Here is a 22,375-nt window from a genome sequence, read left to right as displayed (position 1 = left end):
ATTTAAACAAATCTAATGCTTTTAAGGCACTAGACTTGTTTACTTTTTTTTGTAAGGAAAAAAGAAAAGAATACTAGAGAGAAGCCAGTAGCAATAATTACTACGTTTTTAGTAATAAACATAGAATTTGGCAATGCATTATCTAGAATTTTCAATATAAAGTATAAGAATATGCTAAGACAAATATTGATTAACATTTCTACCCCTGAAAACTCTAGATAGCAGCTTTTTTTGATGGCATTAATATTCAATATAAAACTTATTACAGAGGTTATAATGAGAGTTATGCCGTAGCCTAAAATGTTTATACTTGGGATACCTAATAATATATACAGCAATATAAGCTGGAGAATAGAGGTTATTACTGAATTTACTAAAAGAGATTTTTGTTTGCCAAGTCCATTCAAAATTCCAAAGGTGGAACCAGACATGTACATAAATGGTGCGCTTAATGCAGCAAGGCGTATGTAGGTGCCTAAGTCATATCTGTCAAAAAATAGTTTTCCTAAAGAGTCCCCAATGCATAAACATATTATCATAGTTGAAATACCTAGTAAAAATGAAATCTTTATAACTTCCATTATTCTATGCTCTAGTGCATTATAATCATTTTTACTAATACTTTTAGAAATATCTGGAGTTAATATAGTTGCCATGGACATTACAATGATAAAAGGAAAGAAGACTATGCTCATAGCCATACCCGAAAACTTACCTATTAGGGCGAGGCTGGCGGTATATTCAAGGCCTGCGCAAACTAGCCTCCTTGGTACAATAAGAGTGGATAGGGCGGAAATTACAGTGCTTAAAAAACCATTTAAGCTTAAGGGGAGTGAAACAACCAGAATGTTAAATAAAAGTTGAGCTCTTCCTTCAATTTTTTTTGTGCAATTCCTAAATTTATTTTTGCTTTTTTCATAGAATATAAATAATAGAATAAAACTTATTAATTCTCCAATGCTTAAGGAAATATAAGTAGCAGTCACAGTAGAAGTTACATTTTTTAATGCAAAATAATTTATTAGACCAAGTATTATTGCCATTCTTACGAATTTTTCAACTACGTCTATGATTGCAGGAACTTTAACATTTGAAATACCGTAGAAATAACCCTTGTATATAGATGAAAGAGCAACAAAGATTAGTGCGGGGCAAATAACCCAAAGGGAATATAGTGTCCTTGTGTCTTTTATTATATATGTACTAATGTAGGGTGAAAAAAGAAACACTAAAATTGTTATTAATATAGCCCATGCAAAATCAAAAACTAAGGCAGTATGTATAGATTTGTTAAGATTACCATAATCATTTATTCCATAATAAGCTGAAGCTTCCTTTGAAATAGCGGTTACCATTCCACCACAAATAAGACAAGTGAATAAATCGTAAATAGGCATTACTAAGCTATATAGACCCATACCTTCTGCCCCTAATTTTTTTGAAAGTAGAATTGAAAACATAAATCTGAGTATTCCAGCAGTTAAATTTGATACTGTGAGAATTATTGAGTCTCTATAGAAATTATCTTTAATCATAAAAGCCCCCTCCCTTTTTTTAGCATTGGTAGTTAACGGTTATTAATAATTATTATGTGAAGCTTTATGATTATATTCTAAAAGAACATGAAAATTATATAATGCAAATTGTAAGAATGGAGAGCTTTTTATGTTAAAATAATTATATTAGTAATAAAAAAAGTAACCAGTCAAAATGATTAGCACAGGACTTGATAATTAACTAAGTGTGCATTAAGGAGAGTAATAATATGAAATGTTTGATATGCGGGATGAATATAAATATAAACAATTTCAATGTGAATAACCAAGGATTATTAGAAACAAATGAAAGCGATCATATTAAATATTGTCCCTTTTGTGGTGTTAGTGCTGCATATTTAAAACCTGAAGACGAAACAAATTTTAAAGAAGAAATCTATAAAGTGCCAACTGAAAGTTTAGATGAGAATACTTTAATAATACTAGAGCATGCAATGAAGCTTGAAATATTTAATTCGGATTTTTATAAGGCAGCAGCAAAACTTGCTCATAGCTTGGCTGTTAAAGAAACTTTTGTAGCACTCTCAAAGATTGAATATGTACATGCTATAGTGCATCAAAAGCTAGGAGGCTTCAAACAAATACCTACACTAGTTGATATAGACTATAGTAAACATAAAAGCGACAAAAGCTTAATGGAGCTTGCAGAAAATAGAGAGATTCATGCTGCCAGATTTTATGAAAAACAGGGAAATAAAATAAATAATACAATTATTAAAGAAGTATTTCATGCTTTATGGTCAGTTGAACGAGAGCATATACAAATTGCTAGAAATTATTAATACATATACTCTAATCTATGTAAATATATATAGATTAGAGTATTTTTAATTTGGGGGGGAAGTATGAAGAAGACCATTGGTTTTATAGTGATTTTAGCTATAATGGCTTTTGCACTGTTTTCATTAAAGAGTTCTTTAAGCGAATATAAGATCACCATGAAAGATGAAGCTATAAAACCACAGATACTGTTTAAGGGATTAAGTGGAGCAGTAGATTTTACGATAGACAGTGATGGAAACTATTACGTAGCTTTTAAAGACCACGTGCAGTACATTGATAAAGCTGGTAGTGCATATAATTTGTTTACTAATAAGAAGCTAAGTATAACTAGTTTAGAGTATAATAATAGTGTGCTGTATTACGCATCAGGTGCATTTATTTATTCTTATAATTTAAAATCAAAGAAAAATAGTGAAATAATTAAGAATATACCTAATTATGGGGATTATAATAATAGTTTGATTAGAGTTAATGGAGATTATCTATTTGTTACAATAGGGTCAGCTAGCAATTCTGGGGTAGTGGGGCTTGATAATTCGTGGATAGATGATTATCCTCAAAATCATGATATTTCACCAAAAGATATAACTATAAAAGGGATTAATTTCGGAGAGGAAGAAACTGGATCATTTGTTTCATATAAAACTAAAAATATAAAGGGACAAATCATAACAGGACATATGATTGGAAATTCATCCATAATAATTTACAATTTAAAAACTGGAGCTCAGGGAAATTTTGCTTGGGGTATTAGAAATATCAAAGGCATAGATTTTAACAGTGAGGGCAAAATAATAGCTTCTGTTGGAGGAATGGAGGATAGAGGGTTAAGACCTGTGATTGGAGATAGTGATTATATATACCAAATTAAAAAGAATGTATGGTATGGTTTTCCAGATTATGCTGGTGGAGATCCAATAAGCTCCCCTAAATTTAAAGGTACAAATAACAATACTATACCTTTTATTTTAGATCAGCACCCTACAACAAACCCACCTGCACCAATATATAAGCATAGTGCAGTAGATAGTTTGGTAGGTTTATCATTTGATAAACAAGGAATCTTAGGTGATAAAGAATGTATATATTTTTATGAAAAGAAAGATAATAGTATATATAGTTTAAATAAGAATAATGTACTTAAAGAAAAGATTAACTTTGGAGGCGACACCTATATATCTAGTATTAAGTTTTTTAATAAATTAATTCTATTAGATTCTAAAAGTGGATATCTAATATCAATAGAAAAAAAACAAAGTGATGTTATAGGGAAGGGAACAGAAAGATTTTTTTACTATTTATTAGCAATTGTAGTAACTTTAATAGTTAGCATACTTGTAGGACTCGGCAAAAAGAACTAGAATAGAGTAAATACATATTGTTGCAAATTAATAATATGTTTTCAAAGTCAATTTAGTGTATACTAAATTAAGAGGTGAACAGTTTGAAGAAAAAAATTGAAGCTACTTATGGAAAAACTTTAAAAGCCTTAATGATAACAGTAAATCCAATCAAAAAAAAGATCATGAAAACTCACTGTATTGTTCATAAATTTATAAATATTCAAGCTATCGAAATATTAAAAAATCAGGGATATAGTGATGTTCATAGTTTTTACAAATCACATATAAAAGAATTAAACAATGGAGTTACGTGGGCAGATCAAGACTTTAAGAGCTCAAATCATTTTTATCATCACTTTAAGGGTACTGGCCTTTATGGATTTTCAAATGCATTAACTGAATTCCAGAAATATTATAAAAGCGCTTTGAAATTTGTGGAGGCAGGGGATATTAGGCAAGCAATGTTTTATTTTGGAGCAGCATGCCATTTAGTTCAAGATGCTACAGTTCCGCAGCATGTGAACAATAAACTCCTGAAAAATCACAGAAATTTTGAACTTTGGATTATAAGTAAATTAATGAGTGATTATTCTTTCCCTATTTTCAATGAAATAATAAAGCAAGATAAGGTAGAGGACTATATAAAAAACAATGCAGTATTTGCTAATAAGACTTATATTTCCTACGCAAATGTAAAAAGCAAAGAAGAAAAATACAATAAAATATCTGTACTTATAGTGCAGAGGGCACAAAAGACTACCGCAGGGTTAATGATAAATTTTTATAATGAAATTAAGAAATAATTCCTTTATTTTAGAGGAATTATTTTGTTTTTGAAGAATAATTTAAAAACAAGTAAACATATAAAATTATATTTGATGAGGGGGTCAATAATTGAAAAGGGAGGTTTTTATAAATCTTGAGAAAGAAATTTTCAAGGGAAATATATTAGACATAGGTTTTTCTAATTATGGGATTATATATAACATATGCAAACAATATATTGATGATAGCAATAGTGTAGAGTATATAGAGGGCAAAGGAGACAAGACAAAAATAGAGGAAGGTTCATATGACACCTGCGCACTGTTTTTTACACTAAGTGATATGAAATTCATAAAGAGCAAAGAAAAATTGATAGAAGATATATATAAATTTTTGAAAATGGATGGGTTATTATATATATGGGACATAGATAAGGGCTTTGGTAAAATTTTTAATTCAAGAATAAATATTGTGTTACCTGATAAAAGTACAAAAAAAATAAATTTAAGAGACTTAAATTTATTTAAAAATAGTTCTAAAGAAAATACAATTGAAATTTTGAAGCCTTATTTTGAAATAACAACTTTGAAAAGTTCTGACAATATTTATTACATGATATGCAAAAGGAGAGGGAAATCAAAAGATGAAAGTATTATTAGTGGGAATTAATTCTAGATTTACACACAGTAACCTTGCAATTAGGTATTTAAAAGCATTTACTGAGGATTTAAATTATCAGTGCCTTATAAGAGAGTTTTCTATAAATGATAGAGTGGAGCGAATTGTTCAAGAAATTATAAGAGAAAAAGCCGATATAGTGGTTTTTTCTTGTTACATATGGAATAGAGATTATGTTAAACAGATATCTGATTTGCTAAAACTTATAGATAATAATATAAAATTGTTATATGGAGGTCCAGAAGTATCTTTTGATAGTGAAAATTATTTAAAAGATAGCTTTGCGGATTACTTAATTGAGGGAGAAGGGGAAGAAACCTACAGAGAATTTATAGAATATATGATAGCAGGTAGTGACCTTAAAGATATTAAAGGCTTGTACTATAAAGAAAATGATAAAATATTTTATGGCGGGAAAAGAAAACTTATGGATTTAAATAAGATTGTTTTCCCCTATAACATTGATGATGATTTAAATAACAAAATAGTATATTTCGAAGCTTCACGTGGATGTCCTTTTAACTGCAAATATTGTCTTTCTTCAACTATACGTGGAGTTAGGTTTATGGATTTAGAAAGGGTTAAAGTTGATTTAAAGTTTTTAATAGATAAAAATGTAAAACTTATAAAATTTGTTGATAGAACTTTTAATTGTAGTGATGAATTTGCTATGGGAATTTGGGAATATTTAATGAGTTTAGATACAGAAACCACTTTTCATTTTGAAATCTCAGCGGATATATTAAATGATAAGCAGCTTAAACTTTTAGAAAAGGCACCAAAGGGGAGATTTCAGTTTGAAGTAGGCGTTCAGACAACAAATAATGAAGTATTAAAAAATATAAATAGATTTGTAGTTTTCGAAGATATAAAAAAACAGGTTATGGAGCTAAAAAAGTATGGCAATATAAAGCAACATTTAGATTTAATTGCAGGACTTCCAGGGGAAAACTTTGAATCCTTTAAAAAGTCTTTTAATGATTTATACGCCATAGAACCGGACGAAATACAACTTGGATTCCTTAAAATATTAAAAGGCGCACCTATGAAAGACGAAGCAGAGAAGTGGGGGATTGTTCACTCAAACTATACTCCCTATGAGGTGCTGAAAACCAAGGACATAAGTTATGATGAAATCATTCTTCTAAAAAGAGTTGAAGAGATGGTGGATAAATACTATAATTCTCAGAAATTCAAAACTATATTAAAATATTTTACCCCTAAATTTGAATCTGCTTTTGATTTTTATTTGTCTTTAGGTACATTTTTTTATGATAAAGGGTATCTTAGTAGAAGTATATCTTCTGTAGATTACTATAAGATATTTATTGAATTTAATGAGGAAAAACTTAAAGGTGAAAACTTCGCTTTAAAAGAGATTGTTAAATATGATTATCTTAAATATAACAAAAAGAAATGGCTTCCAAATTTTCTACTTAGAGATGTAAATAAGGAAACAGAAAAAAAGATTAAAGAAAAGTTAATACAAAACGATAGTATAAACAATACTAACAATATTCATATTGAAAAATTTATGATTAATATTTTAGGTTATATAGAGAATAATAATATTTGTGAGGAAGCTCATTATTTAATTTATGATATTAATGATGAGGAGAATATAAGGGATGTAACTTATATTTTAGTTTAAAATATGAAAGAAGAACTTCGCGAAATTTCAAAAAAAACCCAAAAGCTACCTTAAAAATCATTATAACCCTAGAAAAATGATTTAATATTACGAATATTTGTTAATTTTCAAAAAAATTAGTTGAAATTTATACTAATACTAAGTATAATTAAGTTGTATTCAATACTACATAAAGTATAATGTTAAACACCATACTTGGTATTTAATATTATACAAAAGTATTTAATAATTGAGCTATACTCATTATACCTATTTAGGTACAGAAAAATAAATAAATTAGAAACTTCATTTTTATTTATTTGAAGGTGCCTTCTTAGAAAAAAGGTGGTGATATTTTGGCACTAGAGGCAATAAAAAGTATAAAAAATGCAGAGGAGCAAGCAGCAGATAATATTAATAAGGCAATTGACCGTAGTAAGGATATATTAAAAAAATCGGAGACCGAAGCTGAAGGTCAGCACAAAAAGGTTTTGGATGCTGCTAGAGAAGAAACTAAAAAGATTATCGAAAATGCTAAAGAACAAGGTAGGATAAGTTCTGAACCTATTTTAGAAAAAGGTAAAATAGAGGTAGAGAGTATACTTAGTTTAGAAAGTGAAAAATTTAATAGAGCAGTAAGCATAGTGGTTGAGAGGATAGTGAAAAATAATGGCAATAGTTAAAATGAGTAAATTCACATTATTTGCCTTTGAATCACAAAAAGAAACTTTACTAGATAGCCTTCATAGATTTGAAAATGTTCAATTTATAAATCTACAAAAGCTTGAAGAAGAACATTTACAATCTCTAGTAAAAGACTCTGAAAATGAAAAAGTTTCTTATTTAGAAGGTGAACAGGCAAAAGTAAAATTTGCTATTGACCTATTACTAAAGCACATAGAAAAAGAAGGCGCTATAAAATCTTTAGTCAAGGGTAAAAGGTCTTTGAATTATGAAGAACTAGAAGCATTAGCTAAAAAATCAAATTATAGTGAAAACTATAAAAAGTTAAAAGAAAAAGACAATACACTTACAGAAATGAAGAATGAAAGAGCTAAAATTAATTCTGAAATAGAAGTATTGACACCTTGGATACCACTGGATTCAAATTTTAAGGATTTAAAAGCATTAAATTCCACCCTATTTCTAATGGGGTCAATCCCAAAGGTTTCTAAAGATACTTTTAGAGAAAAATTTGACAGTGAAATTCCATATTCTTATTTAGAAGTTATAAGTGAAGGGAAAAATGGAGTAAATGTAATTGCTTTAGTATATAAAGAGTACGAAGAGAAAGCTAAAGAAATTCTTAAGAACTATAGCTTTAATGCTATTAATTTAAAATATGATGGAATTCCAGCACAACTACTAAAGGAGTTTAAGGCAAGATTAGATGCTATAGCTAAAGAAGAAGAAATAATAAATATTGAAATAAAAGAAAATTGTAAGTATTTAGAAGATTTTAAAGTTGTTTATGAATATTTATTAAATAAACATATAAAAGCATCAGCTTGTGAAAATTTCTTGAAAACAGAAAGCGTAGTTGCTATAGAGGGCTGGGTACCAACAGGATTAGCAAAGGATTTAGAAGAGGTAATAAAGTCTATAACTAAAGAAAATTTCTATTTAGAGGTAGAAGATGCTACTCGGGAAGATGATGAAGTTCCTATACTTTTGAAGAATAACTCATTAGTAGAACCTTTTGAGTTAATAACATCAATGTATAGTCTGCCTAAATATTCAGAGATAGACCCAACACCACTACATACACCTTTTTACATGGTGTTTTTTGGAATGATGCTAGCTGATTTAGGATATGGGATAGTAATGTTTATAGCTTGCGCACTTGCATTAAAGAAATTTAATTTAGATGAAGGTCAGAAAAAATTTGCTAAGTTCTTCTTATATCTAAGTATACCAACAGCAATAGCAGGAGCTCTTTATGGAAGTTTCTTTGGAGATATATTAAACTATTTATTTGAATTTGAATTTAAGGGTTTAATAAATCCTGGAGAAGATTTAATGAAGCTATTGGTTATATCTATAGTAATAGGGGCATTCCAAATTTATTTTGGTCTTGGAGTTCGTGGCTACATGCTAATTCGAGATGGTAAGCCAATGGATGCTATTTATGATGTTTTAACATGGTACGCTGCATTAACTGGAGCATTTTTATTCCTAGGTGGAGCAACTGTAGGGCTCTCTCCAAATGTAATCAATATAGGTAAATGGGTTATGATAGTAGGAATGGTTGCATTAGTATTAACACAAGGAAGACAAAATAAAGGTATAGGTGCAAAGCTTGGTGGAGGACTATATGGTTTATATGGTATATCAAGCTATATAGGAGATTTGGTTTCATACTCAAGACTTATGGCACTAGGACTTTCTGGCGGATTTATAGCAGTGTCCTTTAATATGCTTATTGGAATGATACCAGCTCCATTTAATATTATTTTTGGAGTATTTATATTTGTGGGTGCACAAACCTTTAATATGTTACTAAGTGCTTTAGGAGCATTTGTTCATAGTGCAAGACTTCAATATGTAGAGTATTTTAGTAAGTTTTATGAAGGTGGAGGAAAAGCGTTTATAGTATTTAAACCAAAAAATCAATATGTTACTGTAATAAAAGGAAAGCAAATTTAAGGAGGAATTAATTATGACGTTTATGGAGTTTTTAGGTAAAAATGGTGGGTATGTTTTTGCAGCATTAGGAATGGCACTAGCGGTAATTTTACCAGGAATAGGATCAGCAAGAGGCGTAGGTATAGTTGGGGAAGCCGCTGCGGGACTCACAACTGAAGAACCAGAAAAATTTGGTAAGGCTCTTATTCTTCAATTATTGCCAGGTACACAAGGACTTTATGGTTTTGTTATAGGACTTATGGTGCTACCCAAATTAGCTACGGCTATGACTTTAGATAAGGGAATGTACTTATTTATGGCTTGCTTACCAATAGCATTTGTAGGCTTATACTCAGCAATATCTCAGGCTAAAACAGCTGCAGCTGGTATTGCAATAGTAGCTAAAAAACCAGAGCATAGCACAAAAGCTATTATACTTGCAGCAATGGTTGAAACTTATGCGATTTTAGCATTCGTTGTTTCAATAATACTCGTAAGTAAGACATTCTAATTTTAAAACTAAGAGTTTAGAGGATGTGGAGATATGTCAAATTTAGAAAATTTATCTTCTAAAATAGTAGAGGATGCGAGTATTAAAGCAGAGGCTATGTTGAAGGAAGCTAAAGATAACGGAGCTTTAATTATAGAAAACAAAGTAAAAGGTGCCAAGGAACTAGAGCTACAAATGTTAGAAAAAGCTAAAATTGAAGCTGTTACAGTTAAACAAAGAATTATATCAAATGCTAAGCTAACAGTTAGAAATGAAAAATTAGTAGCTATGCAAAAGATGATTGATAAGGTATTTGCGAAGTCCCTAGAAAATCTTTTAGTAATGGGCGAAAATGAATATTTGGAACTTGTAAAAAAATATCTTTTATCAATGCCAATAGCAGGGGATGAAGAAATAATACTTCCTGGGAAATATAAAAGCATTATGAGTGAAGATTATTTATCCCAAATAAATACAGGACTAAAAGCCGCTGGAAAAGTAGGCGAGATAAAGTTAAGTGAACAGCCTAGGGACATAAATAGTGGATTTATAGTGCTTAAAAATGGCATAGAGATTAATAATACTTTTGAAAGTCTAGTTAACTCTTTAAGAGCTGAGCTAGAACCAGAAATTGTTGAAGAATTATTCAAATAAATTTAAGTAAGATAACAATTAATAATTGTTATCTTATCTTAAGCAAAACAAGGAGGATAGCCATATATGGATAAAATGAATTTTACACAAGCTGTGGCTAGGCTAAGAGTATTAGAAACAAGACTCCTGAGTAATGTAAAGGTTGAGAGAATGATTGATAGTACCTCGGCGGAAGACGTGATTAAAATCTTGCAAGAAACTGAATATGCAAGTTTAATGGTAAACGTAAAAAGGCCAGAGGACTACAATATACTACTTAAGGAGGAATTAAATCGCGTATATTCCCTTATGTATAGTGTTTCTCCAGACCCTCTTATAGTAGATATTATGAGTTTAAAATATGATTACCACAATATCAAGGTAATGTTAAAAAGTAAGGCTTTAAATAAGGACTTTTCTCATATGCTAATTCCTGTAGGTACGGTGGATATAGAAAAACTTAAATTATACATGACAGCTGAAGATTATAGGGAATTAAATTCTAAGATGAGAGAAGCTATAATCCAAACAGAAAAAGTCTACAATGAACTTAAGGATCCTCAAAAGATAGATATTATAATAGATAAATATATGTATATAGATATGTTAGAGCGGGCAAAAGAAACAAAAATTGATTTTATAATCCATTATGTTGTTACAAGTATAAATTTTTGTAATATAAAATCAATTATTAGATTAAAAAGGCAAGAGAAGAATGTAGAATTTTTAAAAGAAGTTATGCTGACCGGTGGAGATATAGCTAATGATATTTTATTAAGAGCATTTGATGATACTATTGAAAATATGGCAGCTAAATTTTCTTCATTAAAATATGGTGACGTTATAAAATTGGGACTAGAAGAGTATATAAAAACTGGGAAACTATCCGCTCTTGAAAAGCTTTCAGAAAACTATATTATGAAAACTTTAAAAGTTGCTAAGTATATTACTTTTGGACCTGAACCAGTATTTGCTTATATCCTAGCCAAGGAAACAGAAATAAAAATAATAAGAATAATTATGGTTGGAAAATTAAATAATGTTGATACGATCGTTATAAGAGAAAGGGTGCGTGAGGTTTATGCATAAAGTAGGAGTAGTTGGAGATAAAGATTCAATACTTGCGTTTAAAGCTCTCGGAATTGACGTATACCCTGTTATTGAAATTGAAGAAGCTAGAAAAGCTATAGATAAAATGGCATTAGATAATTATGCGGTTATATTTGTTACAGAACAGATAGCTCAGCATTTAGATGAAACTATTAAAAGGTATAACAGACAGATGCTTCCGGCCGTTATATTAATACCAAGTAATCAGGGCTCGCTAAACATAGGAATGCAAAGAATTCGCGATAACGTGGAAAAAGCGGTGGGCGTAAATATTTTATAGAAGGGTAGGGAGATAACTTGAAAATCGGTAAAATTGTAAAAGTTTCTGGCCCATTAGTTGTTGCAAAAGACATGGACGAAGCTAATATATATGACGTAGTTAAGGTTGGAGAAAAAGGTCTTATTGGCGAAATTATCGAAATGAGAGGAGATAGAGCCTCCATTCAAGTATATGAGGAAACATCAGGCCTAGGACCAGGAGATCCAGTAGTGTCTACTGGAGAGCCCTTAAGTGTGGAACTTGGACCAGGACTTATGGAATCAATGTTTGACGGTATTCAAAGACCACTTGATGCAATAAGAGCTATAGCTGGTAATTACTTAACAAAAGGTGTAAATGTTTCGCCTTTAGATAGAAGTAGGAAATGGGATTTTGTTCCTACGGCTGTGGTTGGCGATGAAGTTTCTTATGGTTACGTTATAGGTACAGTTAAGGAAACTACTGTTATAACTCAAAAAATAATGATACCCAAGGGGATTTCTGGAACTATAACTTCTATAACTCAAGGTGAGTATACTGTAGAAGATACAGTTGCACAGGTGCAAACTTCAGAGGGTATCGTGCAAATTACCTTGATGCAAAAATGGCCAGTAAGACGTGGAAGACCTTATGCTACAAAATTAAATCCAGTAGAGCCACTAGTTACAGGTCAAAGAGTAATAGATACTTTCTTCCCAGTAACAAAAGGTGGTACTGCATGTGTTCCCGGTCCTTTCGGAAGTGGAAAAACTGTAGTTCAGCATCAATTTGCGAAATGGGCAGACGCTGAAATAGTAGTTTATATAGGTTGTGGTGAACGTGGAAATGAAATGACAGACGTTTTGAATGAGTTCCCAGAACTTAAAGATCCAAAAACAGGCGAATCATTGATGAAAAGAACAGTGTTAATTGCAAATACCTCTAATATGCCAGTTGCAGCTAGGGAAGCTTCTGTATATACAGGTATAACTATTGCAGAGTATTTTAGAGACATGGGTTTTTCTGTAGCATTAATGGCGGATTCTACGTCAAGATGGGCAGAGGCACTACGTGAAATGTCCGGAAGACTTGAAGAAATGCCAGGTGATGAGGGATATCCAGCATATCTTGGTTCACGTGTAGCTGATTTTTATGAAAGATCAGGAAAGATAGTTTGCGTTGGAGATGGTGAACGCGAAGGAGCAATTACAGTTATTGGTGCAGTATCACCTCCAGGTGGAGATTTATCTGAGCCAGTTACTCAAGCAACCCTTAGAATAGTTAAAGTGTTTTGGGGACTAGATGCCCAACTTGCTTATAGAAGGCATTTTCCAGCAATAAATTGGTTGGATTCTTATTCACTATATTTAGATCAAACAGCTAAGTGGATGAATGATACCGTAGCAGAGGATTGGACTGAACTTAGAATTAAAGCCATGCTTCTTCTACAAGAAGAATCAAAGCTTGATGAAATAGTAAGACTTGTAGGTGTAGACGCTCTTTCTGAAAAAGATAGATTGAAATTAGAAGTTGCAAAGTCAATTAGAGAAGATTATCTACAACAAAATGCTTTCCATGAGGTTGATACATATTCATCTTTAGATAAACAATATAAAATGCTAAAGCTTGTTATAGCATTCCATGTTGAAGCTGAAAAAGCTTTGACTGCAGGAGTTTATTTAGATAAGATATTAAAAATGGAAGCAAGAGATAAAATAGCAAGAGTAAAATATATTGCAGAAACTGAAATGTCAAAAATTGATGATGTATTTATAGCCTTGTCCGACGAAATAGAAAAATTAATAACGGAAGGAGGAGTTGCTCGTGATTAAAGAATACAGAACCATATCAGAAGTTGTAGGACCACTAATGGTTGTAGAGAAAGTTGAAGGCGTTAGATATGATGAACTAGTAGAAATAGAGCTACAAAATGGTGAAATTCGTAGCGGAAAAGTACTTGAAATAAATGAAGATAAAGCAATGGTTCAATTATTTGAAAGTTCTGCAGGGATTAACTTAAAGGGTAGTAAAGCTAAATTTTTAGGAAGACCACTGGAACTTGGTGTTTCAGAAGATATGCTTGGAAGAGTCTTTGACGGTCTTGGAAGACCTAAAGACGGCGGACCTAAAATTATTCCTGATAAGAGACTCGATATTAATGGAGAAGCACTAAACCCGGTGGCAAGAGACTATCCTTCAGAGTTTATTCAAACAGGTATTTCTGCTATTGATGGACTTAATACACTAGTTAGAGGACAGAAATTACCAGTATTTTCTGGATCAGGGCTTCCACACGCGCAGCTTGCGGCTCAAATAGCAAGGCAAGCTAAGGTAGTAAATTCAGATTCGAAATTTGTTGTTGTATTTGCAGCTATAGGAATAACTTTTCAGGAAGCACAATTTTTCGTAGACGATTTTACGAATACTGGTGCTATTGATAGAACTGTATTGTTTATGAATCTTGCAAATGACCCAGCAATTGAGAGAATAGCTACACCTAGAATGGCACTCACTACAGCTGAATATCTTGCTTATGAAAAAGGATATCATGTTCTTGTAATTATGACGGATATTACAAATTACTGTGAGGCTCTACGTGAAGTTTCAGCTGCAAGAAAAGAAGTTCCAGGTAGACGTGGATATCCAGGATATCTTTATACTGACCTTTCTACATTATATGAAAGAGCAGGAAGAATTAAAGGACTTGAAGGTTCAATAACTCAAATTCCTATACTTACAATGCCAGAAGATGATATAACTCATCCGATTCCAGATCTTACAGGATATATAACTGAAGGACAGATTATTTTAAGCCGTGAACTTTATAAAAAAGGAATTATGCCTCCAATAGATGTTCTACCTTCACTATCAAGACTTAAAGATAAGGGTATAGGTAAAGGTAAAACACGCGAAGATCATGCTGATACAATGAATCAATTATTTGCTGCATATGCTCAAGGTAAACAAGCAAAAGAGCTAGCAGTTATATTAGGAGAATCAGCTTTATCTGAGGCAGACAAAAAATATGCAATATTTGCAGATGCTTTTGAAAAGCAGTATGTAGCGCAAGGATTTGAAACTAATAGAACTATTGATGAAACAATAAATTTAGGATGGGAGCTTCTATCTATTCTACCAAGAAATGAACTTAAGAGAATTAGAGATGAATACGTAGAAAAATACTTACCTAAAAAAGAGGGTGAGTAAGCATGGCAAGGTTAAATGTCAATCCAACTAGAATGGAGCTTACTAAACTTAAAAAAAGATTAGGTACAGCAACTCGTGGACATAAATTATTAAAAGATAAACAAGATGAGCTTATGAGAAGGTTTATTGATCTTATAAAACATAACAATGAACTTAGGAAAAAAGTTGAAGAAGAATTACAAAATTCTTATAAGGATTTTCTTATGGCAAGTGCATTAATGTCTTCAGAATTTCTAGAGGAGGCCATTGCCTACCCAAAAGAAAGTATTTCTGTAGAAGTTGCAACAAAAAATCTTATGAGTGTTAATGTTCCCATAATGAAATTTAAAAGAAAATTAGAAGATGATCCTGGTAGCATATATCCTTATGGATTTGCGAATACTTCTGGAGAGCTTGATGGAGCTATAGAAAAGTTATATTTAATTCTTCCAAAGCTTTTAGAACTTGCAGAAGTAGAAAAATCTTGTCAGCTCATGGCAGACGAAATTGAAAAAACCAGAAGAACAGTTAATGCTCTGGAATATATGATAATACCTCAACTTCAAGAAACTATAAAGTATATAAAAATGAAGCTTGGTGAAAATGAAAGAGGTGCTTTAACTAGACTTATGAAGGTTAAAAGCATGATGGAAGAAACCCAACGAATAGCAGAAGCAAAGAGAATTAGCGGGTAATCATGATGAAATTAAGGTGGTTTTGTGACACCTTAATTTTTTTTGATGAAAATATATATTGATGTATACAGCTATTTATAATAGAATATAAAATATAATAAACTAAAATTTATTGCGTTGGAAAGCAATTAATATAAGGTAGAGGAGAATGCAGATGGCAGTTAGAAAGATTTTACAATATGGGGACAAACGTCTTAATTCGATTTGTGACAAGGTTTTCAAGGTAGACGGTAAAATATTAAACTTAGTAGACGATATGATGGATACACTTTATGAGGGGAATGGTATAGGCCTTGCAGCTCCTCAAATAGGCGTTTTAAAAAGGGTTATCTTAATTGATTTAGGCGATGAAGAAGAAGAACCGATAATAATTATAAATCCTAAAATAACAGCAAAGTCAGGAAATGAAAAGGATTATGAGGGTTGTTTAAGTTATTTGGGACATGAGGGTGAAGTATTTAGACCTACAAATGTTACAGTGGTAGGAATGAATATTAAAGGAAAACCAGTAACTTATAAAGCTGAAGGGTTACTTGCAAGAGCCTTCTGCCATGAGATTGACCATTTAGATGGAATACTATATATGTCTAAAGCTGAGGAAATGTACGAGTTAGCTGAAGAAGAAGAAGAGTAAAAATTATTCTTATATTATGCTTTAACTAAAAGTATATATTGCTAGAAATGCGCTCACATCGCCAAGTAATTCTACAATTTATTTTATTTACAGCTGCTAAAAAATACAAACTCGCTAACGCTCAAACATGTATTTTTCTTCACGCATCTGTAAATAAAATAAATTGTGAATTACTAAGGCTTGTTCGAACGCATTCTGCGCAATATATACTTTTGTTAGCATAATATAAGAATAATTTTAGGCGTACTGTATTTCTTATAGGATGCTAAAGTGTTATTAAACGCTTAGCATCCTAAGGGCTGGAACTTTACAATAATTATCAAAAAAAGAAATACTGTGAAAAAGAGTGTGCCCATGATTATTAATATCATAGGGGATGCTCTTTTTATTTTACCTACATATTGATATATCCCTACACAAATGCTATTATAGTATGGAATACAGGTGTATATACACTTGTATACATGTATATAAAGAGGTGTATAAATAAATGCAAGAGTTAAAAGAAAAGATTAATGAATTGAAAGTAGAAAAAAATGCTTTGATTCTAGCGCATTATTATGAGAGTGATGATATTCAAGAGATAGCTGATTTTGTAGGAGATTCTTATTATCTTAGTAAAATAGCCAAAGAATGTAATGAAAATACTATAGTATTTTGTGGGGTAAAGTTTATGGCTGAGAGTGCAAAAATACTTTCACCAGAAAAAACAGTGCTTCTTCCCAATATAGAGGCGGGATGTACTATGGCAGATATGATTAATGGGGAAGATGTTAGGCAGCTAAAAAAGCAGCATCCAAAGGCAAAGGTTATCTGTTATATAAATTCAACAGCAGAAGTTAAAGCCGAAAGCGATATATGTTGTACTTCTTCCAATGCATTAAAAATAATTAATAGCTTAGATAAGGATGAAATAATTTTTATACCAGATAAAAATCTAGGTGAATATATAAATGAAAAAGCTCCCGATGTGGATATGATTTTATGGAATGGTTTTTGCTGTGTGCATGAATTTGTAAACGCAGAAGAGATTATTGAAGTGAAAAATTCGGATAAAGATATAAAAGTTTTAGTTCATCCTGAATGTAATAGTGAAATTAGAAAACTAGCTAACTTTGTAGGAAGCACTGGAGAGATAATTAAATTTGCCAGTGAGGATAGCGGTCAAAAGTACATGATTGTGACAGAGGAAGGTATACTTTATGAACTTAAAAATAAAAATCCTAATAAACAATTCATAACACCGAAGACACCTATGATTTGTAAAAGTATGAAAAAAACCACCTTAGAAAATGTTTATAATAGTCTTCGAGGTAAACAATATGAAATAACCTTAGACGAAGATATAAGACGCGCAGCACAGAAATGTCTAAATACAATGCATGAAATGGCAAGGTGATTTAATGGATATTTTTGTAGATGTGCTAATAGTTGGAACTGGTGCAGCGGGCTTATATGCTGCATTGAATTTAAGAGAAGACTTAAATATACTTCTAATAACTAAAGATGAAGTAAATAAATGTAATACATTTCTAGCTCAAGGTGGGATTTCAGTAGCTAGAGATCAAAGTGATTTTGATTTGTTCATACAAGATACACTAAAAGCAGGGAAGTTTAAAAATTCCATAAAAGCGGTACAAACTCTAGTATATGAATCCATAGATAATATAGATAAAGTAAAGGATCTTGGGGTAAGCTTTGACAGGGAAAATGGGGAATTTAAATATACAAAGGAAGGTGCCCATAGCATCAATAGAATTGTCCATAAAAAAGATGAAACCGGAAAAGAACTTTTTTTATCTTTGCTAGAAGCATTAAGAAATAAAAAAAATGTGAGTATATTAGAAAATACTACCTTGGTTGATATTATTACTAAAAATAATATCTGCTGTGGAGGTATTGCAACTAAAGGTGAAAAAAGAATAAATATCTATTCTAAGGCAACTGTTTTAGCAACAGGTGGTATTGGAGGTCTCTTTAAAAATTCAACTAATAGAAGAAGCTTAACGGGGGATGGCATAGCTATTGCATTGAGACATAAGATTAAAACCTCTGATTTAGACTATGTTCAATTTCATCCAACTGCACTATATGATGATAATTTGAATTGTGAGAAATTCCTCATATCAGAATCACTAAGAGGTGAAGGCGCCAAACTTCTAAATGAATATGGTAGAAGATTTGTAGACGAGCTGCTACCAAGAGATGTAGTTGCTAAGGCAATTTATGGAGAAGAAAAAAAGAGTAGTCTGCCTTTTGTATTTTTAGATATTTCATTTAAAGGCAAAGATTATATAACTAATAGGTTCCCAGGTATTTATAATCACTGTTTGCAAAGGGGTATAGATATTACAAAAAATAAAATTCCAGTAACTCCAGTACAACACTATCACATGGGAGGAATTTCTGTTGACTTAAGTTCTAGAACATCTATGAAGAATTTATTTGCCTGTGGCGAGGTGAGCTGCACGGGAGTACATGGAGCAAATAGGCTAGCAAGTAATTCACTATTGGAGGCCTTAGTTTTTTCTAGAAGAGCTTCAGAGTTTATAAATAAGTCAATTGATAGTGCTGACCTTTTAAACTATGAAGATTTAAATGATTTAAATGGGATTAAGGATTATAGAGAAATTAATAAAACTTTAGTTGTAGATAAATTTAAGAAAATGGGAGAGGGTATAAGGAATGAATTGGTTAATTATTGATGATATTCTTATAGAGGCAATAAAAGAAGATGTACCTCAAAATGATATTACAACAGAATTTATTATAAGTGATGAGTGTAATTGTAGTATTGATTTAATAGCTAAAGAAAATGGAGTAATTGCTGGGCTTCCTGTATTTGAGAGGGTCTTTAAAATACTGGGAGAGGTGAATATAGAGTTTTTTAAAAAAGACGGAGATGAAGTCTGTGAAGGGCAGTGTATTGCACAACTAAGTGGAAAAACAAAACACATATTGACAGGAGAGCGAACAGCATTAAACTTTCTTGGAAGAATGAGTGGAATTGCAACATTAACTAAAACTTATGTAGATAAATTAAGAGGCAGTGGCGTGAAGATTTTGGATACAAGAAAAACTACGCCTAATATGAGGATATTTGAAAGATATGCTGTAAAAATGGGTGGAGGCTGTAACCATAGATACAATTTATCTGATAGTGTGCTAATAAAGGAAAATCATATAAGTGCTGCGGGTGGAATAAAAGCAGCAGTGAGTATTATACGCCAAAATGTTTCCTTTGTTAAAAAAATCGAAGTTGAAGTTGAAACTTTGCAGCAAATTAATGAGGCTTTAGAAGTTGGTGCCGATATTATAATGCTAGATAATATGGATTCTCTTACTATGAAAAAAGCCGTAGAGATAATTAATAAAAAAGCTATAATTGAGGCATCTGGAAATGTAACGTTAGATAATATTTTGGAAGTTGCAAGTTGCGGAGTTGACTATATTTCTGTAGGGGCATTGACTCACTCTTTTAGAGTTTTAGATTTGAGTATGAAGAATTTAGTTAATAGTTAAAAATAATGACAACAAAAGGTAATGAGCTTGCAATAACCGATACTACGGGTTATCATAAAGTATATATAAATATCTTTTTTAAACTCCTATATCAATTTGATATAGGAGTTTTAAAAAAATATTTATTAAATCATAAGGAGAAATTATATGTTAAATGGTATACGTCGGCAATTAAAATTTCATACAACACCTACAGTTATTATAGTTATTAGTTATATACTAACTATAATTTTTATTTCTGTTGGTATAAGCTATTTAAATGAAAATAGAAATATATATTTAGACAATAATTGTGGGGATACAAAAAAATCATTATTGGTATCCATTAATTTTGATAAGTCATTTCAAATAGACCAATTTATAAATTATATTGTTAAAAAAAATTATAAATATGATATTAAAACATATTCTACAGCAAAAGTTGATGATAAAGATATCGTAATTTGGGGACATAAGTTTGCAAAAAAACCATATTGGCAAGCCAACATTTTAGATGGAAATTATTTTAAAAGCAATGGATATTCTGATAAGAATGTAGCTGTAGTTGGAAGTGATTTAAAGGACAAGTGCTTTTTTGAAAATGGAAATCAGTATATAACACTATCAGGAAATAAATTCTCTGTAATTGGATTTGTAGGAAGACAAAATAGAATGGTTAATTGGAGTAATACTATTTATATGCCAATGGAATGCCTAAAAGGTAGCCTACTATCTCATCTAATTGAAAAAAATGAATTGCAATTGCTTTTTTTATCAAATACAGTAATTTTAAATGGGGAAGCTGATAATGTATTGAATGATTTAAAAAATCAATTTAATAATATTAATATTATTAAAATCCCTAGTGATGATAATGATACTTCAATTACTAGTGTAACAACTGTAATTATAGTATCCGCATTAATTTTTATTGTGTCTATAGTGAATATAATAGCAATGACACTGTTTTGGATATTAGATAAAAGGAAAGAAATTGCTGTTCGAAAAGTATTAGGATTTACAGATGGTGATATCATAAAATTAATTATAAAAGAAATGCTAGAGCTTGGTGTAATATCTATATTTTTTTCATTTATGGTTCAAGCAGTGTTAAATATATTTATTAGCAATTTATTAAAAATAAATATGATAATAGAAATAAATAATATACTTATTTCTATTACTGTAGTATTAGTATCAATTCTTATAACTTCAATAATACCTATAAAAGTTATATTAAAAGTTAAATTAACAGAAATTTTAAGTTTATAAATTGTTTATGGAGGGGAAAAATGTATTTTAAAGAAGGTATAAAAGCAATTATTAAATCTAAAATATTCTCCTTAATTATAATCATTCAATTAGTAATAGCATTCTTAACTTTAATTGCAAGTGTAAATATGATTCAAGGAAGTTTAAGTCAATTAATTAAATTTAGAAGCACTATTGGTGAAAAGTCTACTATTAAAATAAGCTACTCATCAATAAATAAAGATAATGTTCTTAATGACAATGATGCGCAAAAGATATTTGAATATTATGAAGAACTTTTGAGGGATGAAAATATAAGTAAGATAGGTATAATGAGTACCTCTGGAACAGAGGGCGTTATACAAGATTTAAATAGTATATCAAATGGTAAAAAGTCAGGGTTTTCCAATACAATTTTTACAGATGAGAATTTTTACAACTATATTGGAAATATAAGGTTAATATCCGGGAGAAATTTTTCGAAAGAAGATTTTAGTAAAGGTGGTAATGACATAGTTCCAATAATTATAAGTGGAGACTTAAAAGAATACCTATCCCTAGGAGAAGTATTTAATGGAAAATATAAGGTTATAGGTGTGTTAAAAGACAATAACAATTTATTTTATAATAATAATGGTAATTTGTATTTAGGGGTAACTCAAAAAGAAAATACTATTATTATTCCAGTTAATTATAAAGATAAGGCCAATAAAATATGGGTCACAAACAGTTTTATGAATAATACAATAATTACTTTAAATAATAAAAATCTAATTAATAAATATATTAAAAAGATAAGTAGTGATCTTGCTACTATTTGCCCAGCACCGCTTAAAGTTACAAATGTAATTGATGAAAGAGTTGATTTTATTAATTTAATAAAGGGCGGAATTATGGCTTCAGTATCAATGTCAGCTTTGTTAATAATATATAGTTTTTTTGGTATAATGAGTATAATCTTAACTTCGCTAATAAGGCGAAAAAAAGAGTTTGGAGTAAAATTATCCATTGGATGGACGGTTAAAGATATTTGTTTACAAGTAGTATCAGAAATTTTTATGATTGTAATTTTCTCTTATATAGTATCTATAGGATTAAGTTTAATATTACTTAAAAATGAAATGTTTGGATTGAATATATATACATATGGAATTGTATTATTGTTAGTATTATTATTTACAATTACCTATTCTATTTTACCGATTTCTAAGATAAAGAAAATGAATATTGTAGAGCTAATAAAGGATGTGAGATGAG

The 22,375-nt window shown here is 30.5% G+C and carries 21 protein-coding genes; 20 read left to right on the top strand and 1 reads right to left on the bottom strand.

Annotated features, from left to right (window positions below; all coding sequences use genetic code 11):
* Positions 1-29: 29 nt before the first annotated feature.
* Positions 30-1,535 carry a stage V sporulation protein B gene (spoVB, locus tag G9F71_RS18290; RefSeq protein ID WP_164949200.1) on the bottom strand — a complete coding sequence of 502 codons (1,506 nt, stop codon included), beginning with the start codon at positions 1,533-1,535 and terminating at the stop codon, positions 30-32.
* A 230-nt stretch (positions 1,536-1,765) separates the two neighbouring features.
* Here spoVB and G9F71_RS18285 point away from each other — a divergent pair, with 230 nt between their 5' ends.
* The 20 genes from G9F71_RS18285 (at position 1,766) to G9F71_RS18190 (ending at position 22,374) form a co-directional block, all read left to right on the top strand.
* Positions 1,766-2,338 (top strand): ferritin family protein, encoded by a 573-nt coding sequence (locus tag G9F71_RS18285; RefSeq protein ID WP_164949199.1) that lies wholly within the window; start codon positions 1,766-1,768, stop codon positions 2,336-2,338.
* 63 nt (positions 2,339-2,401) lie between these two features.
* Positions 2,402-3,700 carry a hypothetical protein gene (locus G9F71_RS18280; protein ID WP_164949198.1) on the top strand — a complete coding sequence of 433 codons (1,299 nt, stop codon included), beginning with the start codon at positions 2,402-2,404 and terminating at the stop codon, positions 3,698-3,700.
* Between the two features lie 83 nt (positions 3,701-3,783).
* Positions 3,784-4,485, top strand: a complete 702-nt coding sequence (locus G9F71_RS18275; protein ID WP_164949197.1) for a zinc dependent phospholipase C family protein — start codon at positions 3,784-3,786, stop codon at positions 4,483-4,485.
* A gap of 91 nt (positions 4,486-4,576) precedes the next feature.
* Positions 4,577-5,116: a class I SAM-dependent methyltransferase gene (locus G9F71_RS18270; protein WP_164949196.1), complete on the top strand. Its 540-nt coding sequence runs from the start codon at positions 4,577-4,579 to the stop codon at positions 5,114-5,116.
* Entirely contained in the window at positions 5,091-6,776 is a 1,686-nt protein-coding gene (locus tag G9F71_RS18265) for a B12-binding domain-containing radical SAM protein (protein ID WP_164949195.1), read from the top strand. Before G9F71_RS18270 ends, G9F71_RS18265 begins: the two co-directional genes overlap by 26 nt.
* A gap of 335 nt (positions 6,777-7,111) precedes the next feature.
* Positions 7,112-7,438, top strand: coding sequence for an ATPase (locus tag G9F71_RS18260; protein ID WP_164949194.1), 327 nt, complete (start codon positions 7,112-7,114; stop codon positions 7,436-7,438).
* Positions 7,425-9,401, top strand: coding sequence for a V-type ATP synthase subunit I (locus G9F71_RS18255; RefSeq protein WP_164949193.1), 1,977 nt, complete (start codon positions 7,425-7,427; stop codon positions 9,399-9,401). The genes G9F71_RS18260 and G9F71_RS18255 overlap by 14 nt, the downstream gene beginning before the upstream one ends.
* 13 nt (positions 9,402-9,414) lie before the next feature.
* Entirely contained in the window at positions 9,415-9,891 is a 477-nt protein-coding gene (locus tag G9F71_RS18250) for a V-type ATP synthase subunit K (protein ID WP_164949192.1), read from the top strand.
* A 33-nt stretch (positions 9,892-9,924) separates the two neighbouring features.
* Positions 9,925-10,524, top strand: a complete 600-nt coding sequence (locus G9F71_RS18245; protein WP_164949191.1) for a V-type ATP synthase subunit E — start codon at positions 9,925-9,927, stop codon at positions 10,522-10,524.
* Positions 10,525-10,590: 66 nt separating this feature from the next.
* Positions 10,591-11,592 carry a V-type ATP synthase subunit C gene (locus G9F71_RS18240; protein WP_164949190.1) on the top strand — a complete coding sequence of 334 codons (1,002 nt, stop codon included), beginning with the start codon at positions 10,591-10,593 and terminating at the stop codon, positions 11,590-11,592.
* On the top strand, positions 11,585-11,893 hold the full coding sequence (locus G9F71_RS18235) for a V-type ATP synthase subunit F (protein ID WP_125003951.1): 309 nt from the start codon (positions 11,585-11,587) through the stop codon (positions 11,891-11,893). Before G9F71_RS18240 ends, G9F71_RS18235 begins: the two co-directional genes overlap by 8 nt.
* Positions 11,894-11,910: 17 nt before the next feature.
* Positions 11,911-13,683 carry a V-type ATP synthase subunit A gene (locus G9F71_RS18230; RefSeq protein WP_164949189.1) on the top strand — a complete coding sequence of 591 codons (1,773 nt, stop codon included), beginning with the start codon at positions 11,911-11,913 and terminating at the stop codon, positions 13,681-13,683.
* Positions 13,676-15,058, top strand: a complete 1,383-nt coding sequence (locus G9F71_RS18225; RefSeq protein ID WP_125003954.1) for a V-type ATP synthase subunit B — start codon at positions 13,676-13,678, stop codon at positions 15,056-15,058. The genes G9F71_RS18230 and G9F71_RS18225 overlap by 8 nt, the downstream gene beginning before the upstream one ends.
* A 2-nt stretch (positions 15,059-15,060) precedes the next feature.
* Positions 15,061-15,732, top strand: coding sequence for a V-type ATP synthase subunit D (locus tag G9F71_RS18220; protein WP_164949188.1), 672 nt, complete (start codon positions 15,061-15,063; stop codon positions 15,730-15,732).
* Between the two features lie 154 nt (positions 15,733-15,886).
* Entirely contained in the window at positions 15,887-16,366 is a 480-nt protein-coding gene (gene def, locus G9F71_RS18215; protein ID WP_164949187.1) for a peptide deformylase, read from the top strand.
* Positions 16,367-16,856: 490 nt separating this feature from the next.
* On the top strand, positions 16,857-17,765 hold the full coding sequence (nadA, locus tag G9F71_RS18210; protein WP_164949186.1) for a quinolinate synthase NadA: 909 nt from the start codon (positions 16,857-16,859) through the stop codon (positions 17,763-17,765).
* A 4-nt stretch (positions 17,766-17,769) separates the two neighbouring features.
* A complete protein-coding gene (locus G9F71_RS18205; protein WP_164949253.1) occupies positions 17,770-19,071 on the top strand; it encodes an L-aspartate oxidase in 1,302 nt (433 codons plus the stop codon).
* A complete protein-coding gene (nadC, locus tag G9F71_RS18200) occupies positions 19,052-19,888 on the top strand; it encodes a carboxylating nicotinate-nucleotide diphosphorylase (RefSeq protein ID WP_164949185.1) in 837 nt (278 codons plus the stop codon). The genes G9F71_RS18205 and nadC overlap by 20 nt, the downstream gene beginning before the upstream one ends.
* A 147-nt stretch (positions 19,889-20,035) precedes the next feature.
* Positions 20,036-21,139: an ABC transporter permease gene (locus tag G9F71_RS18195; protein ID WP_164949184.1), complete on the top strand. Its 1,104-nt coding sequence runs from the start codon at positions 20,036-20,038 to the stop codon at positions 21,137-21,139.
* Between the two features lie 20 nt (positions 21,140-21,159).
* A complete protein-coding gene (locus G9F71_RS18190; RefSeq protein WP_164949183.1) occupies positions 21,160-22,374 on the top strand; it encodes an ABC transporter permease in 1,215 nt (404 codons plus the stop codon).
* The last annotated feature ends 1 nt before the right edge of the window (position 22,375 follow it).

The organism is Clostridium sp. FP2 (assembly GCF_011065955.2).
Lineage (GTDB): Bacteria > Bacillota > Clostridia > Clostridiales > Clostridiaceae > Clostridium_AD > Clostridium_AD tagluense.
The sequence above is the reverse complement of the archived record's forward strand: the minus strand, read 5'-3'. Positions and strand labels throughout refer to the sequence as shown.